Origin of the sequence: Enterobacter sp. RHBSTW-01064 (assembly GCF_014103035.1) — a bacterium.
GTDB classification, from domain to species: Bacteria; Pseudomonadota; Gammaproteobacteria; order Enterobacterales; family Enterobacteriaceae; genus Enterobacter; species Enterobacter mori.
Map to the genome: position 1 here is coordinate 441419 of NZ_JABXOU010000003.1, position 16232 is coordinate 457650.

Sequence of the window (16232 nt, forward strand, 5' to 3'; positions counted from 1 at the left end):
GTTACGCTCCCCAGATGTCGCGGATTTGCGAATGGAATGCCTGTGCCACCTGCGGCGGATTAGCGGCGCCTGCCAGCGCGCGTCCGGCAATAAACGCTTTTACGTTGATCTGCTTAAACAGCGGCAGGTCGGCAGGGGTAATACCGCCGGTAATCGAAAGCTGCAAACCGATGTCGGAGAGCGCTTTCATTTTCGCGAGATCCGCTTCGCCCCACTGCTGACCGCTGGCCTGCGCGTCGCGTCCGCGGTGGTAGATAGCCTGCTTCACGCCGACGCGATGCCAAGCGCGCGCGTCGTCCAGCGTCCAGTTGCCAAACAGCTCCATCTGGATTTCTCCCCCGCAGCGCAGTGCGACCTCGTGGCCTCGCTCAACGGTTGCCAGCGGGGCGGCGCAGATGATGGTCATCCAGTTCGCGCCCGCGCCAAACGCCTGCTCAGCCAGCGTTTCTCCGGCATCGGCGACTTTCCAGTCCGCCACGATGATTTTATCCGGGCACTGTTCGCGCAGGGCGCGTACGGCGCTCAGCCCTTCGGTCAGGCACAAAATGGTGCCCGCTTCGACGATATCAACGTGATCTGAAAGCGCCGCGACGTCGCGCTGGGCGGCCTGAAGTGAGGTATGGTCGAGCGCCAGCTGCAGTAATGGTCGGCTCATAGGTCGTACTCCTTAATACGGGCGTGATAGTCCTGAAGTGCTGAAATCAGTAACTGGTAACGGTGATATTTGCGCTGGTAGGCCGCATGGGCGCGCATGTCGGGTTCAATCACCCGAATGTCGTGTTTGAGGGTGCGCTGCGCAGCGTGGAAATCGGGGTAGACGCCGGTGCCTACCAGCGCCGCCAGCGCCGCGCCGGAGCAGCCGGTCTCTTCCACCTGCGGCAGCTCAATCGCCAGCCCGCTGACGTCGGCGAGCATTTGCATCCACACGTCCGAATGGGTCGGGCCACCCGTGACGCGCAGCGCCTGCACCTGGGTAAAGCGCTCAAGCATGCGGTTGAGGTGGGTCATGTGGCTGAACACCACGCCCTCGTAAACGGCCTGCAGAAGATGCGCGCGGGTATGCAGCGCCTGCATGCCGTAAAAACCACTGGTCATCTCCAGCCCGGCGTTGCTGCCGTAGAGGAACGGCAGGAAGAACACCTCGCTTTCCGCTTTCGGCAGGCTGGCGACGGCATGGTTGATCTCATCGAATGACATGTCGCCCCATTGGGCAGTGAGCCACTCAAGATTGCCGGATGAGGTCGGGCTGGCTTCATGAACGATGTACTGCTGCGGGTGGACGTAACGGCCATACACATAGGGGAACGGCTCGTTATCGCGAAGCGCATTGGCGATCCCGCTGGTGACGGCCCAGGTACCCATGACGGCATTCAGCGTGTGTTCGTCGTGCAGCCCGGCGCAGATCGCGGTGGAAACCACATCAAACAGTCCACCAACGACGGGCGTGCCCGCCGCGAGACCGGTAAGCGCGGCTGCCTGAGAGGTGATTTCCCCGCAAATTTCTGCTGAACCGACAATCGGCGGCAGGGCGCCGTCAATTTCGCTGATACCGAGCCAGCGCGTGAGCTGGGGATCGTACTGCCCGGTATTCATGTTGTAGAGGTTGGACTCGGAGATGTTGCTCTCCTCGCAGCCCTTCACGCCGGTCAGACACCAGCGTAGATAGTCGTGCGCCATCATCACGCAGCCGATCTGCTGATACCGCTGCGGCTCGTTCTCTTTCACCCAGCGCAGGAGTGAGGCCGGGTGCCCTGTCCACAGGGTCTGGCGCGTATGCGGATAGAGCTTTTCGGGAATGCCGTCCTGCTGCCAGCGCTGCACGATCTCCAGCGCCCGGCGGTCTGAGGAGAGCATGGCGTTGCCCAGCGGTTGGTCTTGTTTATCGAGCAGAAACAGTCCTTTGCCCTGAGCAGAAATGCCAACGCCTTTGATCTGCTCTCCGTCGATGCCTGAATGTTTGAGCAGCGTGGCGACGGTAGCGTAGCAGTGCTGCCAGAGCTGAGGCATATCCCGCTCCGCGTAACCTGCGCGCGGGCTGAGCGTGGCAACGGAGCGGCGCTTGATGCAGATTTCCTTGCCCTGGCTGTTGTATAAACCGGCTTTCAGATAAGTACCGCCACAATCGATACCCAGCCAGAAGGGCTCTTTTTCACTCATCTTCATCTCACTTAATTGCCGGGTGGCGCTTCGCTTACCCGGCCTACGGTTCGGTTTTCTCCCTCTCCCCATGGGAGAGGGTTGGGGTGAGGGCATCAGGCCGCACGCTTGTGCGGATTCACCGTGGGATTAGGCTCTGCACCGGCATCGCATTTCGCCGGTAACAGCAGGGCCAGCAGCGACGCCAGCGCCAGAGAAACCGCCAGGCAGTAAACGCCCGCGTCTTTGCTGTACAGGGTGATCAGCACCCCAACCGCATACGGGCCGCAGAAGCCACCGAGGTTGCCCAGGGCGTTGATCACGCCGCGCGCGCCGCCCGCCATCTCTGCGCTGAACAGACGCGCCGGGATGGTCCAGAACACGCCCGCTGCGGATTGCAGGAAGAACCCGCAGCCCACCAGTGCGGAATACGCCAGCCAGGTACTCTCTTTCAGCGCCACGGAGAGGAACATGCAGAGCGCAAAGCCAATCAGCGGCAGGGAGACAAACAGCTTGCGCTTGCCGGTGCGGTCAGAAAGCGTTGAGAACAGGAACATCCCCGCAATGGCCCCGATGTAAGGCAGGATGGCGAGCATACCCACCTGACCGATGCTGGTGTGTGTCAGCTCTTTCAGGATGGTCGGCAGCCAGAGCGTGTAGCCGTAAATCCCGGTCTGGTAGAAGAAGTTCAGGGCGATCAGCTGCCACATGGTTTTGTCTGAAAGCACTGCACCGAGTGACGCGTTTTTCACCTCTTTTCCGGCGATGGCCTGCTGTTCAGCCGCCAGCGTTTGCACCAGATAGTTTTTCTCTGCTTCTGAAATCCAGCGGGCTTCCTGCGGTCGGTCGTAAACGGTGAACGCCCACAGCACCAGCACAACGACGGACATCAAACCTTCAATGATGAACAGCCAGCGCCAGTCGAGCGCGGTGATGATCCAGCCCGAAAGCGGGGCGGTGATAATCCCGGCGATGGGGACAAACATAATCACAATGGCATTGGCGCGACCGCGTTCGGCATCCGGGAACCAGTTGCTGATCATGGTGAGCACGACAGGCAGCATCCCGCCTTCCGCCACGCCGAGTAAGAAGCGCAGCACCAGCAGCTGATACTGATTCGTCACCAGGCCCGTGAGCACAGAGATCACCGCCCAGGCAACCAGCGACCAGCCGATAAACTTCTTGCCGCTGCCGTGCACGGCAATCTTGCCGCCGGGAACCTGCAGGAACAGATAGCCGATAAAGAAGATCCCACCTGCCAGGCCCGCCATAGTGGCGGTAATACCTAGCTCTTCATCCATACCGCCGGGCATGGCAAAGGCGATATTTACGCGATCCATATACGAAATGATGCAGGCGATAAGAATAGGAGGAATGATTCTTAGCCAGCGCTGGCGCGGAATGTCCGCTTGTAGAGTATTCAAGTAAGTGTTCATATTTACTGTCTCAGTCAATGTAACCGGAATAGGGATATTTTTTATTGTTATTGTGTTGCTTTATTCATTTCGCTAATGCCGTCGCGCAAAATAGCGATGCGATGGCTGACGTCAGCATTAGCATTTATTTCCAGTAATTTAATACCGGAGAATTTCAACGTTGCGGCGCTCGCCGCAGTAAAGAGTGATTTTGCGTGTTCAGTAGACATCAAACTGTCGGCGCAGAATGAAGAAAACGGTGCGTGCAGATCCTGCCATTCACCGTATTCCCCGTGGGTAGTCGTGCCCGAAAACATCAGTGCACCCAGTTTTCCGGCACGGAGTGCGGCCTGAACATGGTCAAGCGGGAGCGTCGTATTACGGCCTTCGATAGCCGAGCGCGCCCAGTTGATACAGACGCTGATATCGGTGCCTTTCACCACCTCTAGCACCTGCGCTAAAGGCAAGAAGCCCTTGCGCGGTGCGGGGCCGGTCATGGCATCGCAGTGTTCCAGCACCAGGTCGCAGTCCCAGTCCCAGCTCGCAATTTCCTGGATCGAGCGGGAAAACGCCTCGGTAGCCTGCTCGACGGAAGCATTGCCCGCCTGTGGGGCCGCCTGCATCTCCAGAGCAATCACTTTGCCTGGAAAACGGGCGTTCACGGCGTTAACTTTCTTGTGCAGATGCCGGTAAAAGTCTACGCATGCTTTACGCTGCGCGTCGTCGGCTGAGGCCAGGCCAAACGCGCCGTTGCTGCCGCGGCGGCGCATGGTTTCCATGACTGCCGTGACGACGATTTGCCAGTCGCCCGGCGTATGACGGAACAGCCATTCATCACCAAACGGATGGAGATGTTCAAGGCACGGCTGTTCCAGCCCGCGAATGTTCGGCGTGTCGGAAAGTTCCCGCCAGAAGGTTTGTTCTTCTTGTTCCCCTTTCTGGTGAAACGAGGGTGCGCAGGGGTACGCACCAATAATAAAAGCGGTGTTGGACATTTCGCATTCCTGTATTTATCAGTAAATTAATCTAATTCGCTGATTGCCACTTTCACCACAATTTTACGAATTGCGGCTTCCTTGTTTTTAATACAGGCAGGACGGTGCACATCCTGCGGGAAAAATATGGCATAGCTGCCGGGTATCATTTCGATAAACGATTCATTTTCACTGTCGTGATAAAAAATAATATCCTGCTGTTCCAGTAATGATTCGCTTATTTCGTTATTACCGGTCTCAATGGTAATACCGATTTTTTCTTCACCCCATGCTAAAAACTGAATATCCAGATAGCGGCGGTGCACTTCCGGGCGGTTCTCGTGCGGCTCCTTTGTCGTCAGGTCGAGAACCTGGGCAAAAATAGTGCGACCTTCAATTTCCACCACGCCTGGCGGCAGGGTGGTGAAATCCGTAGCGCGCAAAAAATGAAGCGCTTTTTCAATCGCCCGCGGCAGACGGCACGGATTGGGCTGGGAAATATGTCCGAATATCATGGTCCACTCCTTACAGAGACTGGATTTTCGCCCACACGCTGTCGTCGATGGTGATGCCGTCGCGGCGGTTCTCTTCCAGCAGGCGCGTGAATTCATGGCCCGGAAGGCGGACGGCAACGTTTTCATCAGACCGCTGCGCGGTGGTGATGAAGTCCATAATGCGCTGCAGCTTCGCATCGCGGGTTGGGCCGTCGATCAGGCGATCAACCTCGATGGCGATAAAGATCTGCGACACGCCATACTCGTCGCTGTTGTCCTGGGTCACTTCCGCGACGGAGGATCCGTTGGAGAGCAGGGTGGCAATCATGTCGAGCACGATGGATAAGCCAGACCCTTTCCAGTAGCCCATCGGCAGAATGCGGCGGTTTTTCTCAATCACGCCTGGCTCTCGGGTGAGATTACCCTCGTCGTCAAAGCCGCCATCGACCGGCAGCTCGCGTCCGGCCAGGCGATTCACCTCCAGCATGCCGTAGGAGAACATCGACATCGACATATCGACCATGGTGATTGGGCTTGATGGAATAGCCACGATCAGCGGGTTGGTGCCGATGCAGCACTCTTTTGATCCCCATGCGGGCATGACGGCAATAGAGTTGGTCCAGCATATGCCGATATAGCCCTTCTCCGCCGCCTGCCAGCCGTAGCTGCCGCCGCGCATCCAGTGGTTCGCATTACGCAGTGCCACCAGGCCAATACCGTGGTCGGACGCCAGCTCGGTGGCGCGATCCATCATCTTTTTCGCCGTCAGGTTGCCGATAGAGCGCTGGGCATCCCACTGTTCGATGGCACCCAGCGTCATCACCCGTTTTGGCTGAGCGTCGGGAATGATATCACCTGCATCAAGCTGCTGAATGAAACGCGGAAAACGGTTAACGCCGTGCGAATAAACGCCGGATTCCGTGGTGCGGGCGAACATCTCGGCGCAGGCGTCTGCGGTTTCCGCTTTCACGCCGCGATCGAGCAGAACCCGATTGAACGCCGCTTTTAACTCTTCAAAGGTCACTTTCATCCCTGTTCTCCTGTTCTTTTTCGGGGCAAGTGCGAGTGCTTTTTTATCGCTAAATTTCACTATGCGAAATCTGATTTCAAATATAGCGATCAAATTTTGCCAGATCAACGACATTCATGTTTTTCAAAATCGATTAAAATCAATTGGTTGTGTTTTTTCTGTTGAGATCGTGAACTGAACCACACTTTGCGCTACCATCAGGGCGCGACAAAAAGGAGCCATTTGATGAGCACGAAAGAGAGCGAAATGACGCAAGAAAAAGAGAGGCCAGCAGGTAGCCAGAGCTTGTTTCGCGGCCTGATGCTGATTGAGATCCTCAGCAACTATCCGAACGGGTGTCCGCTTGCGCACTTATCTGAACTGGCGGGGCTGAATAAGAGCACCGTGCACCGCTTGCTGCAGGGGCTACAGTCGTGCGGATACGTGACCCCGGCACCCGCGGCGGGCAGCTATCGCCTGACCACCAAATTTATCGCCGTCGGGCAAAAGGCCCTGTCGTCGCTGAATATCATTCACGTGGCCGCTCCGCACCTTGAGGCGCTGAACATTGCCACCGGCGAAACGGTGAACTTCTCCAGCCGTGAGGACGACCACGCGATCCTGATTTATAAGCTCGAACCGACAACCGGTATGCTGCGCACGCGTGCCTATATCGGCCAGCATATGCCGCTCTACTGCTCCGCAATGGGCAAAATCTACATGGCGTTTGGTCATCAGGATTACGTGGCGAGCTACTGGGAAAGCCATCAGGAACAGATCCAACCCTTGACCCGCAACACCATTACCGAGCTGAGTGCGATGTATGATGAGCTGGCGGAAATTCGCGATCGCAGCATGGCGATGGATAAAGAAGAGAACGAGCTGGGGGTTTCCTGCATTGCCGTGCCGGTCTTTGATATCCACGGGCGCGTGCCGTATGCGATCTCCATTTCGCTGTCGACGTCGCGCATGAAGCAGGTGGGTGAGAAGAACTTGCTCAAGCCGCTGCGCGAAACGGCAGAGGCTATCTCAAAAGAGCTGGGTTTTAACGTGCGCGAGGCGTAACAGATGAACCGATTTATCATGGCGGATTCGGAAAAATGCATTGGGTGCCGCACTTGCGAAGTGGCCTGTGCGGTTTCGCATCAGGAATTCGTCACCGCAAATGATTTCATGCCCCGCATTCGGGTGGTGAAAGGGGATTCTTATACCACCGCGGTCGGGTGTCATCAGTGCGAGGATGCGCCCTGTGCAAATGTTTGCCCAACCGGGGCAATCCGACGCTCAGCCGGAGCCTGGCTCGTTGAGCAGGCGCGCTGCATCGGGTGCAAAAGCTGTATGGTGGCGTGCCCGTTTGGGGCGATGCAGGTACAGAGGGTGGGGGATCATGCGCAGGCGCTGAAATGTGATTTATGCGCGCATCGAGAGGGCGGACCTGCCTGCGTTGAGGCTTGCCCGACCCACGCGTTAAGCTGTGTCGATCCCGCCAGATTACGCACCGAACGGCTGCATCATCTGGCGTAAGAACTTACTGACCGTTTTCGCGCCAGGCGTTCTCAATCTCTTCCGCGAGAATTTTCACACCCGCTTCGATTTTTTCTGGATCAGGCACATAGTTCATGCGCATGCACTGGTGCGTGTGCGGCCACGGTTTATCCAGCCCCGGGAAGAAGTAATCGCCCGGCACCATCAGCACACCACGCTTTTTCAGTCGCTGGTAGAGAAGTTCCGTCGTAATCGGCAGATCCTTGAACCACAGCCAGAGGAAAATTGCCCCTTCTGGTTTGTGGATCAGGCAGCGTTCTTCCGGCAAATAGCGGCGAAGTATCGCGATCGTATCCTGAACGCGCTGGTAATAGAATGGCTTAATCACGTCATTCGACAGGCGCAGCAGGTCGTTGCGCTTAATCATTTCGCACATCATCGCCGGGCCGATGCCGCCGGGTGAAAGGCTGATAATGCCGTTCATGTTGGTAATGGCGGTGATGATTTTTTCATTGGCAATGATGATGCCGCAGCGGCTGCCCGGCAGGCCCAGTTTAGACAGGCTCATGCACAGAACGATGTTTGGGTTCCACAGCGGGCGGGCTTCGCTGAAGATTATCCCCGGGAACGGCACGCCGTAGGCGTTATCGATCACCAAAGGGATGCCGTGCTGATTGGCCAGCGCGTCCAGTTTCATCAGCTCGTCATCGGTAATCACGTTGCCCGTTGGGTTGGTAGGACGTGATACGCAGATCATGCCCGTCTCTTCACCAATATGCAGGTGTTCAAAATCGACGTGATATTTGAACTGGCCTTCTGGCAGCAGTTCGATGTTCGGGCGCGCGGACACAAACAGGTCTTCTTCGAGGCCGGAATCGGCATAGCCGATATACTCCGGTGCCAGCGGGAACAGCACTTTTTTGGTCGTGCCGTCGGCGCGACGTCCTGCGAACAGGTTAAACAAGTAGAAAAACGCGCTCTGGCTGCCGTTTGTCAGTGCAATATTCTGTGGCTCAATATCCCAACCCAGCTCTTCACGCAGCATATCGGCGAGGAGTTTCAGCAGTTCGGTTTTACCCTGAGGGCCGTCATAGTTGCAAAGTGCATCGGTTGCTTTGCCGCTTTCCAGCATCTGAGCGAGCAGGCTCTGGAAATAGGTCGTCATCTCCGGGATTTGGGCCGGGTTTCCGCCGCCGAGCATGATTGCGCCCGGTGTGCGCAGCCCGTCGTTGAGGTCCTCCATCAGGCGGGTAATGCCTGAATGGCGGGTAAATTTGTCGCCGAAAAGTGAAAACGTCATAGCAGGTGATCTGTCGGGCTTATTATGAAAGGGGGTAACCATAACGCTAGCACCGTGCTGGTGCAAATCAGGTGATGTGGTCGGATTTGTTGTTTTATAGGGTAGGTTTGGATTTGTGTAGTGAATCGTTCTGGTTGGTTTCCCCCTCACCCCGGCCCTCTCCCCAAAGGGGCGAGGGGGGAAAGGCGGTTCCCTCTCCCCTGTGGGGAGAGGGTTAGGGTGAGGGGCCGTTTATTGATTACCCGCCCATACCACCATCACTTTATCGCCCTTGTGCTCGCGCACGAAGCCGTAGCCTTCCTTCAGTGACAACGTGGTTTGCTTGCCTTCACCAATCGCCGGGTGACGGGCGCGGAACTGACCCAGAGTTTGCCAGTGAGCGACGGTTAAGGCCTGTTTGCCCGTCACGTCCTGCCAGTTCATGTCCGAGCGTGTGCCCTGAAGCGGGTCGGAGCCTGTTGGGCCGAACGGACGTTCAGATTCATCGCCGTAGTAAATTTGCACGCTGCCCGGCGCCAGCATGAGCAGCTCCGCCGCGCGCTGGCCTCCTTCGCGGAACAGTCGCGTATCGTGTGACGAGAGATAGCTCAGCACATTGAAGCTTTGCAGTTTCTCCGCCATCTGCTGCCACGTCATATCGATATCAGCCAGACAGTCCACCGCTTTCGCCGCCTGCTCCTGATAGTCAAAGTTGATCATTGCGTCAAAACCGTGGCGGTAATAATCGCTCTGCATCACGCCGTGGCCCCATGCTTCACCGGTCATCCAGAAGGGCGCGTTGTCGAGTTTTTTGTCTGGGTTAGCCGCTTTCCACGCCGCCAGTGCCTGGCCTGCCTGATCTTTCAGCTGCTGCCACGCGTCGAGTTCAACGTGCTTCGCGGTATCAACCCGGAAGCCGTCGATACCGTAGTCACGAACCCACTGGCTGAGCCAGTGGGTCAGGTAATCCCGGGGCGTGAAATTCGTCACCGCTTTTGCGCCGGTGTCGGGCTTGTGTTGATAAAAGTTCGGCAAACCGGATGGGGTCGTCGATTCCGTTTTCAGATCCGGCAGGAAGGCCAGCGACATGGTTAAATCGTCGAAGCCGGGGTTGTCGTAATCACCAATGTCGGTGCGGATCCATTTCTTGCCCCACCATTTTTCCCATGCGGCTTTGTCGCTAAAGTTGATGTAGTCGTTAAAGCTGTGCCAGCTTTGGCCTGCGCCGGGCTTCCAGTCCGTCCAGCGATCGCCCAGCGTTTTTTTCAGCTCATCGCCCTGCAGATACAGCGCGCCAAACTGGTACTCCTGCATGTCCGCGAGGGTCGCGTAGCCAACGTGGTTCATGACGATATCAAACAGAATACGGATACCGCGCTTGTGCGCTTCGTCAACAAGCTGGCGCAGGTCATCTTCGGTGCCCATATTGGCATCGAGCTTCGTCCAGTCCTGCGTGTAGTAGCCGTGATAGGCGTAGTGAGGGAAATCTCCTTTGGTGCCACCGCCCACCCAGCCGTGGATTTGCTCCAGCGGGGAGCTTATCCACAGCGCGTTGACGCCCAGTTGCTGTAGGTAGTCGAGCTTGCTGGTAAGCCCCTTGAGATCGCCGCCGTGGAAGGTGCCAATCTCCTGCATACCGTCTTTATGACGGCCATAGCTGTTGTCGTTACTCGGGTCACCATTTACAAAACGGTCGGTCAGCACGAAATAGACGGTGGCGTTTTGCCAGCTGAAGGGCGCGGGCTGGTCGGTTTCGGCACGCTCAAGCAGCAGCAGGCCGTTGCTGTTGGCGGCAGGCTGTAGGGTGATTTTGCCGTTCTGCACCGTCGCCGTCTGTTTGCTGTAAAAATCACGCACCACCGTGCCTTCCGGGAAGGTACCGCTTACCTCCAGCGTTAAAGGTTTGCCATCCCACTTTGGACACTGCCGGGTGACGTTCGCGACAGGTTGCTCCGCTGTACTCTGAATGGTCAGCATCAGGGTTGGCGTTCCGGAGCGGGTATCGACACGCATCTGATAATCGCCGTCACGGAATAGCCGCCACTGGGGCGGTGTGCCCTCACAGTGTTTGAGCGACAGCATCTCATTGAGTTTTATGGAGCCCGTAGGCTGCCAGCACGTGTTGTCAAAACTCACTGTTAAAGGACGGGTACCCTTCGCGAGCTTTGCCTGGCTGGTGAAGACCCCGGTTCCTTCCGCGCGAAATGCGCTAAATCCCGGCGATGACCAGTCTGCATGTGCCAGTGTGGGTAACATCAGGAGAGCCAGTGCGGTGCGTTTCATTCCATTTTCCTGTCGCGGCTTTTTTGACCAGTGTGCCACCGGGTACTGAGGAAAAACTCCTCCTCCGACGGTTTCTGCCAGGAGGACGCGAAGGGATGAGTGATCCCGCGCAAAATTAGGCAGTTATCTGCGATATCGCACACATTTTTTCAGAATTGATGCTTTAGTGAGCATGTTTCAGGTGACATAGTTTCGGATTTGGACTATTTCTATACGTGCTCTGGAAGACTATTTTTGATATGATTTGAGATTCCGCTCTCAAATTTGTGAAAAAAATAAGGTGTTGGGATGATTACATCCGACCAGGAGACCTAATGATATCGACTCCCATTCGACGATATGGGGCTGCGATACTCATGTTACTCACCACGGCATTTTCGGGTGAGGTGCTTGCGAAGACGCACACGGATACAACGAGTAAGAAAGCCCACGTAATAAAGACGACAAGTAGTAAGGTTAGCAGTAAACAAGAGTATTCTCGCAATAGTGCAAAGAGTAGTTCACTTCCTGATTTGCGAAAATACCCTTCCGGAACACCAAGGAAAAAAGCGTTTCTCCGGACGGTAATGCCTTACATCACGAGTCAAAATGCCGCGATTACTGCGGATCGTAACTGGCTGATCTCAAAACAGTACGATAGCCGCTGGTCGCCGTCTGAGCGCACGCGCCTGAAAGAGATTTCCAAACGCTACAAGGTGAAATGGAATGGCAACACGCGTCGTGTGCCGTGGAATTCACTTCTGGAGCGTGTAGACATCATTCCGGGCAGCATGGTGGCAACGATGGCCGCCGCTGAAAGCGGTTGGGGTACCTCGAAGCTGGCGCGCAATAACAACAATCTTTTCGGCATGAAATGCGTGAAAGGGCGTTGTAACAATGCTCCCGGTAAAGTGAAAGGCTACTCGCAGTTTGAATCGGTCAAAGATTCCGTGAATGCCTATGTCGTGAATCTGAACACGCATCCGGCCTACTCTTCGTTCCGTAAGTCTCGCGCTCAGCTGCGTAAAGCGGATCAGGAAGTGACGGCCAGTACGATGATCCACAAGCTGAAAGGTTATTCCACCCAGGGGCAGCGCTATAACAACTATCTGTTTGCGATGTACCAGGATAACCAGCGCTTAATTGCCGCGCATATGTAATCCCCAAAAAAACGCCTTCCATCGGAAGGCGTTTTTCTTTTTATATCAGCACTTCGCTATACCGCTCCCGGTACTCTTTCGGCGTGGTCTCATACTCCTTTCTGAACACCGAGTAGAAATACTGCAGCGACGGGTAGCCGCACATTTGTGAAATTTCATTGATGGAAAGCGACGTGGAGATCAGCAGGCTGCGCGCTTTCTCCAGTTTTTCCGCATGAATAACGGCGTGAATAGTTTCACCCACTTCCTCTTTAAAGCGTTTTTCCAGGTTTGAGCGAGAAATGCCGACCGAATCCAGCACCTGATCCACCTTAATGCCTTTGCAGGCGTGGTTGCGAATGTAGTGCATTGCCTGAATGACGGCCGGGTCGCTTAAGGAACGATAATCGGTTGAGCGGCGTTCGACGACACGCACAGGCGGAACCAGCAGGCGCTGAAGCGGCAAGGCTTCGTTGTCCAGCAGGCGGTGCAGGAGCTTCGCGGCCTGATAGCCCATTTGACGGGTTCCCTGCGCGACAGAGGAGAGCGCCACTCGAGACAAATAGCGGGTTAACTCTTCGTTATCGATACCAATTACGCACAGCTTTTCAGGCACCGGAATATGCAAATGTTCGCAGACCTGCAGCACGTGGCGCGCACGAGCATCTGTTACCGCAATAATCCCGGTCTGGGGCGGCAGCGTTTGCAGCCAGTCCGCCAGGCGGTTTTGCGCGTGCTGCCAGTTTTCCGGTGCAGTTTCCAGCCCCTGATACACCACACCACGATATTTCTCCTTTGCGACCAGCTGGCAGAACGCATGTTCGCGCTCTACCGCCCACCGTTTGCCGCTTGAAGAGGGCAACCCGTAAAACGCAAAGCGATGCACGCCTTTCTCTTTTAAATGGAGAAAAGCGGCCTCGACCAGCGCATGGTTATCGGTTGCGATGTAGTGGACTGGTGGATAGTGATCGGGCGAATGATACGAGCCGCCGACGCCCACAATGGGAACGTCGACGTCTGTTAGCAATTGCTCAATGACGGGATCGTCATAGTCAGCGATAACGCCATCGCCCAGCCAGTCTTTGATGTTCTCCAGACGGGTGCGGAAATCTTCTTCAATGAAAATATCCCACTCGGATTGCGACGCCTGCAAATATTCACCAACCCCTTCAACCACCTGACGGTCGTAGGCTTTGTTGGCATTGAATAACAACGTAATGCGGTGACGCTTTTCAAACATGGCTCACTTTCCCAAATAAGTAACAATACTGTTCTCAGGCACGTCGCTTGGTTGCCGAGTCCATCCAGACTGCCAGCAAAAGAATCGCTCCCTTCACGATATACTGCCAAAACGTTGGGACGTCCATCATGCTCATCCCGTTATCCAGCGAAGCCATAATAAATGCGCCCATCACCGCGCCTGCCACGCTGCCGACACCGCCTGCGAGACTGGTCCCGCCGATGACACACGCAGCGATGGCATCCAACTCGGCAATGTTTCCTGCCGACGGTGAACCGGCCCCCAGACGTGAGCTGAGGATCAGCCCTGCAATCGCCACCATCAGGCCGTTGATGGCAAAGACAGCGAGTTTGGTGCGTTCGACGTTGATCCCTGACAGACGTGCCGCCTCAAGATTACCGCCAATGGCATAAATACGACGACCAAACGCGGTGCGCGTCGCCATAAACATGCCGCCCAGCAGCAGGAGCGCCAGCAGCAGAACGGGTGTCGGGACACCGCGGTAATCGTTCAGCAGCCAGATGGCACCCAGCACAATCACGGCGGTGAGCGCCTGACGACCGACCACGGAGGTCGATGCCGGAGAAGCCAGCCCCAGGGCCTGACGGCGCATACGGCCACGCCACTGCCATGCGATGAAGGCCATCATGCCCACTACGCCAATCGTAAAGCCGATGCCATCAGAGAGGTAGCTCTGCCCAATCTGCGACATAGACGCGCTGGTGGGAGAGACGGTGGTACCGTTGGTGATGCCAATCAGAATCCCACGGAAGGCCAGCATCCCGGCCAGGGTGACGATGAATGACGGCACCTTACGGTAGGCAACCCACCACCCGTTCCACGCCCCCAGTACCAGACCCAGCGCCAGCGTCACGACAATGGTGAGCGGCAGCGGCCAGCCGAGCCAGACATCAAATATCGCCGCCACGCCGCCGAGCAGGCCCATCATCGATCCGACCGACAGGTCAATCTCCGCTGAGATAATCACAAACACCATGCCTACGGCCAGAATGCCGGTGATGGCAGTCTGGCGCAGCAGGTTAGAGATATTACGAGCACTCAAATAGGAGCCATCGGTCATCCAGGTAAAGAACAGCATGATGGCGATAATCGCCGCGATCATCACGAAGACCTGCAGGTTTAGCGCTTTCAGCCCTGCGAACGCGCCGGGTGTCGGCACAGCGACTTTGATATCAGACGGATTGCTTTTCGACATGACGTTCGCTCCTTAAGGCGGCTTCCATCACCTGTTCTTGCGTCAGGTTCTGGTTAATCAGATTGGCTTTCAGTTTCCCCTCGTGCATAACCAACACGCGGTCGCTCAGGCCGAGCACTTCAGGTAATTCAGATGAGATGACAATGACGGCAATGCCTTGCTGCACAAGCTGATTAATCAGCTTGTAGATTTCATACTTCGCGCCGATATCAATCCCGCGAGTCGGTTCATCCAGGATTAAAATTCGCGGGTTGAGAAGCAGGCAGCGCGCCAGAATCGCCTTTTGCTGGTTCCCCCCGCTGAGGCGTCCAATGGCCAGTTCCGGGGAGGAGGTTTTGACCTTGAGCCTGGCGAGTGACTGAAGAATACACTGCTGCTCGGCAGCGTCGTCCAGGCTCGTCAGGGCGCCAGAGAACTGGTTTAGCGCCGCCAGCGTGATGTTTTTCCCGACCGCCATTACCGGCACGATGCCGTCTTTTTTGCGATCTTCTGGCACCATAGCAATGCCATGGGCAATCGCCTGCTGGCAGTTGTCGATTTTTACCGGCTGACCATCGATGTAAATGCTGCCTTCCCAGCGTCCGGGCCACACGCCAAACAGGCACTGCACGGCTTCGGTTCGACCTGCGCCCACTAAACCCGCAATGCCAAGGATTTCACCGCGGTGAAGGGAAAAGGAGACGTCGTTAACTCGCCTGATATGGCGATTCACGGGATGCCATGCAGTGAGATTTTCCACGCGCAGGATTTCGTCTCCCACGGCGTGGGGTTCGTTCGGATAGAGCGCAGTGAGTTCGCGCCCTACCATCATGGTGATGATGTCATCTTCACTCATGCCCTCCGCTTCACGCGTGCCGATGTGTTGCCCGTCGCGGATCACGCAGATGGTGTCCGAAATGGCTTTCACCTCATTAAGCTTGTGCGAAATATAGATGCAGGCGATACCGTGGTTTTGCAGATCGCGGATGATATTGAGCAGAACAGCGGTTTCCTGTTCAGTGAGCGAGGCCGTTGGCTCATCGAGGATCAGCAGTCTTACCTGCTTGTTCAGGGCTTTGGCGATTTCGACCAACTGCTGCTGCCCCAGGCCAAGATCCCCCACGCGGGTATCCGGTGAAATGCTGAGGCTCACCTGCGCCAGCAGCTTTTCACAGCGCAGCGTCATGGTGTCGTAATCCAGCACGCCGTGACGTGAGATTTCGGCCCCCAGAAAGATATTTTCCAGCACGGTGAGGTGCTTCACCAGTGCCAGTTCCTGATGAATAATGGCGATACCTTTACGTTCCGTATCGCGAATGTGTGTGGCCTGAATGACCTCACCGGCAAAGACGATTTCACCCTCATAGCTGCCATGTGGATAGATCCCGCACAGCACTTTCATCAGCGTCGACTTGCCTGAACCGTTTTCACCGCACAGCGAGACCACTTCGCCAGGGTTTAGCCGCAGGCTCACGTTATCGACCGCTTTCACCGCGCCAAAGGCTTTGGTGATGCTCTTCATTTCTAGTAAATAAGACATAACTGCTCCACGTGACCTGAGGGAGAACAGGACAGACCGGTGCGCCCCTGCCGGGCAGGGGCTG

At 56.2% G+C, this 16232-nt stretch carries 14 protein-coding genes; 3 read left to right on the forward strand and 11 right to left on the reverse strand.

Translation table 11 applies throughout. The features are described from left to right. Window position 1: 1 nt before the first annotated feature. From ulaD to yiaK, 6 genes are all read right to left on the reverse strand, one after another. On the reverse strand, window positions 2–655 hold the full coding sequence (ulaD, locus tag HV355_RS12330; RefSeq protein ID WP_100165417.1) for a 3-keto-L-gulonate-6-phosphate decarboxylase UlaD: 654 nt from the start codon (window positions 653–655) through the stop codon (window positions 2–4). Continuing rightward, window positions 652–2157 carry an FGGY-family carbohydrate kinase gene (locus HV355_RS12335; protein WP_182402059.1) on the reverse strand — a complete coding sequence of 502 codons (1506 nt, stop codon included), beginning with the start codon at window positions 2155–2157 and terminating at the stop codon, window positions 652–654. The genes ulaD and HV355_RS12335 overlap by 4 nt, the downstream gene beginning before the upstream one ends. Window positions 2158–2252: 95 nt before the next feature. Beyond that, a complete protein-coding gene (locus HV355_RS12340) occupies window positions 2253–3560 on the reverse strand; it encodes an MFS transporter (RefSeq protein WP_275943575.1) in 1308 nt (435 codons plus the stop codon). Window positions 3561–3619: 59 nt separating this feature from the next. Next, entirely contained in the window at window positions 3620–4546 is a 927-nt protein-coding gene (locus HV355_RS12345; protein WP_182402061.1) for a DUF4862 family protein, read from the reverse strand. Window positions 4547–4572: 26 nt separating this feature from the next. Then, window positions 4573–5040: a YhcH/YjgK/YiaL family protein gene (locus HV355_RS12350; RefSeq protein ID WP_182402063.1), complete on the reverse strand. Its 468-nt coding sequence runs from the start codon at window positions 5038–5040 to the stop codon at window positions 4573–4575. A 10-nt stretch (window positions 5041–5050) separates the two neighbouring features. Further along, window positions 5051–6049 (reverse strand): 3-dehydro-L-gulonate 2-dehydrogenase, encoded by a 999-nt coding sequence (gene yiaK / locus HV355_RS12355; RefSeq protein WP_042716584.1) that lies wholly within the window; start codon window positions 6047–6049, stop codon window positions 5051–5053. Window positions 6050–6274: 225 nt separating this feature from the next. On the opposite strand from yiaK, the gene yiaJ reads away from it, so the two are divergent. Together yiaJ and HV355_RS12365 are read left to right on the forward strand one after the other, a co-directional pair. Continuing rightward, entirely contained in the window at window positions 6275–7093 is an 819-nt protein-coding gene (gene yiaJ / locus HV355_RS12360) for an IclR family transcriptional regulator YiaJ (protein WP_010436731.1), read from the forward strand. Window positions 7094–7096: 3 nt separating this feature from the next. Then, window positions 7097–7552, forward strand: a complete 456-nt coding sequence (locus HV355_RS12365; protein ID WP_100165420.1) for a 4Fe-4S dicluster domain-containing protein — start codon at window positions 7097–7099, stop codon at window positions 7550–7552. 4 nt (window positions 7553–7556) lie between these two features. Here HV355_RS12365 and avtA read toward each other — a convergent pair whose 3' ends face one another. Both avtA and HV355_RS12375 read right to left on the reverse strand, forming a co-directional pair. Continuing rightward, on the reverse strand, window positions 7557–8813 hold the full coding sequence (gene avtA, locus HV355_RS12370; RefSeq protein WP_010436737.1) for a valine--pyruvate transaminase: 1257 nt from the start codon (window positions 8811–8813) through the stop codon (window positions 7557–7559). Between the two features lie 231 nt (window positions 8814–9044). Next, the gene (locus tag HV355_RS12375; protein WP_182402065.1) at window positions 9045–11075 is read right to left on the reverse strand and encodes an alpha-amylase; all 2031 of its coding nucleotides are present in this window, start codon (window positions 11073–11075) and stop codon (window positions 9045–9047) included. Between the two features lie 314 nt (window positions 11076–11389). Here HV355_RS12375 and HV355_RS12380 point away from each other — a divergent pair, with 314 nt between their 5' ends. After that, window positions 11390–12214, forward strand: a complete 825-nt coding sequence (locus tag HV355_RS12380) for a protein bax (RefSeq protein WP_100165422.1) — start codon at window positions 11390–11392, stop codon at window positions 12212–12214. 40 nt (window positions 12215–12254) lie between these two features. Here HV355_RS12380 and xylR read toward each other — a convergent pair whose 3' ends face one another. Genes xylR through HV355_RS12395 form a run of 3 tightly spaced genes read right to left on the reverse strand, consistent with a single transcriptional unit; the run spans window position 12255 to window position 16168 of the window. Next, window positions 12255–13433, reverse strand: a complete 1179-nt coding sequence (gene xylR, locus HV355_RS12385) for a D-xylose utilization transcriptional activator XylR (RefSeq protein WP_089599673.1) — start codon at window positions 13431–13433, stop codon at window positions 12255–12257. 34 nt (window positions 13434–13467) lie between these two features. Beyond that, window positions 13468–14649, reverse strand: coding sequence for a xylose ABC transporter permease XylH (gene xylH, locus HV355_RS12390; protein ID WP_010436746.1), 1182 nt, complete (start codon window positions 14647–14649; stop codon window positions 13468–13470). Then, window positions 14627–16168 carry a xylose ABC transporter ATP-binding protein gene (locus tag HV355_RS12395; RefSeq protein WP_010436748.1) on the reverse strand — a complete coding sequence of 514 codons (1542 nt, stop codon included), beginning with the start codon at window positions 16166–16168 and terminating at the stop codon, window positions 14627–14629. Before HV355_RS12395 ends, xylH begins: the two co-directional genes overlap by 23 nt. Between the last annotated feature and the right edge of the window lie 64 nt (window positions 16169–16232).

What these genes read in the sequence shown, in the direction of transcription:
- HV355_RS12380 (WP_100165422.1), top strand. Translation starts at nt 11,390, where the DNA reads ATGATATCGACTCCCATTCGACGATATGGGGCTGCGATACTCATGTTA.
- yiaJ (WP_010436731.1), top strand. Translation starts at nt 6,275, where the DNA reads ATGAGCACGAAAGAGAGCGAAATGACGCAAGAAAAAGAGAGGCCAGCA.
- HV355_RS12335 (WP_182402059.1), bottom strand. Translation starts at nt 2,157, where the DNA reads ATGAGTGAAAAAGAGCCCTTCTGGCTGGGTATCGATTGTGGCGGTACT.
- HV355_RS12345 (WP_182402061.1), bottom strand. Translation starts at nt 4,546, where the DNA reads ATGTCCAACACCGCTTTTATTATTGGTGCGTACCCCTGCGCACCCTCG.
- HV355_RS12375 (WP_182402065.1), bottom strand. Translation starts at nt 11,075, where the DNA reads ATGAAACGCACCGCACTGGCTCTCCTGATGTTACCCACACTGGCACAT.
- HV355_RS12350 (WP_182402063.1), bottom strand. Translation starts at nt 5,040, where the DNA reads ATGATATTCGGACATATTTCCCAGCCCAATCCGTGCCGTCTGCCGCGG.
- yiaK (WP_042716584.1), bottom strand. Translation starts at nt 6,049, where the DNA reads ATGAAAGTGACCTTTGAAGAGTTAAAAGCGGCGTTCAATCGGGTTCTG.
- HV355_RS12365 (WP_100165420.1), top strand. Translation starts at nt 7,097, where the DNA reads ATGAACCGATTTATCATGGCGGATTCGGAAAAATGCATTGGGTGCCGC.
- ulaD (WP_100165417.1), bottom strand. Translation starts at nt 655, where the DNA reads ATGAGCCGACCATTACTGCAGCTGGCGCTCGACCATACCTCACTTCAG.
- avtA (WP_010436737.1), bottom strand. Translation starts at nt 8,813, where the DNA reads ATGACGTTTTCACTTTTCGGCGACAAATTTACCCGCCATTCAGGCATT.
- HV355_RS12395 (WP_010436748.1), bottom strand. Translation starts at nt 16,168, where the DNA reads ATGTCTTATTTACTAGAAATGAAGAGCATCACCAAAGCCTTTGGCGCG.
- xylR (WP_089599673.1), bottom strand. Translation starts at nt 13,433, where the DNA reads ATGTTTGAAAAGCGTCACCGCATTACGTTGTTATTCAATGCCAACAAA.
- xylH (WP_010436746.1), bottom strand. Translation starts at nt 14,649, where the DNA reads ATGTCGAAAAGCAATCCGTCTGATATCAAAGTCGCTGTGCCGACACCC.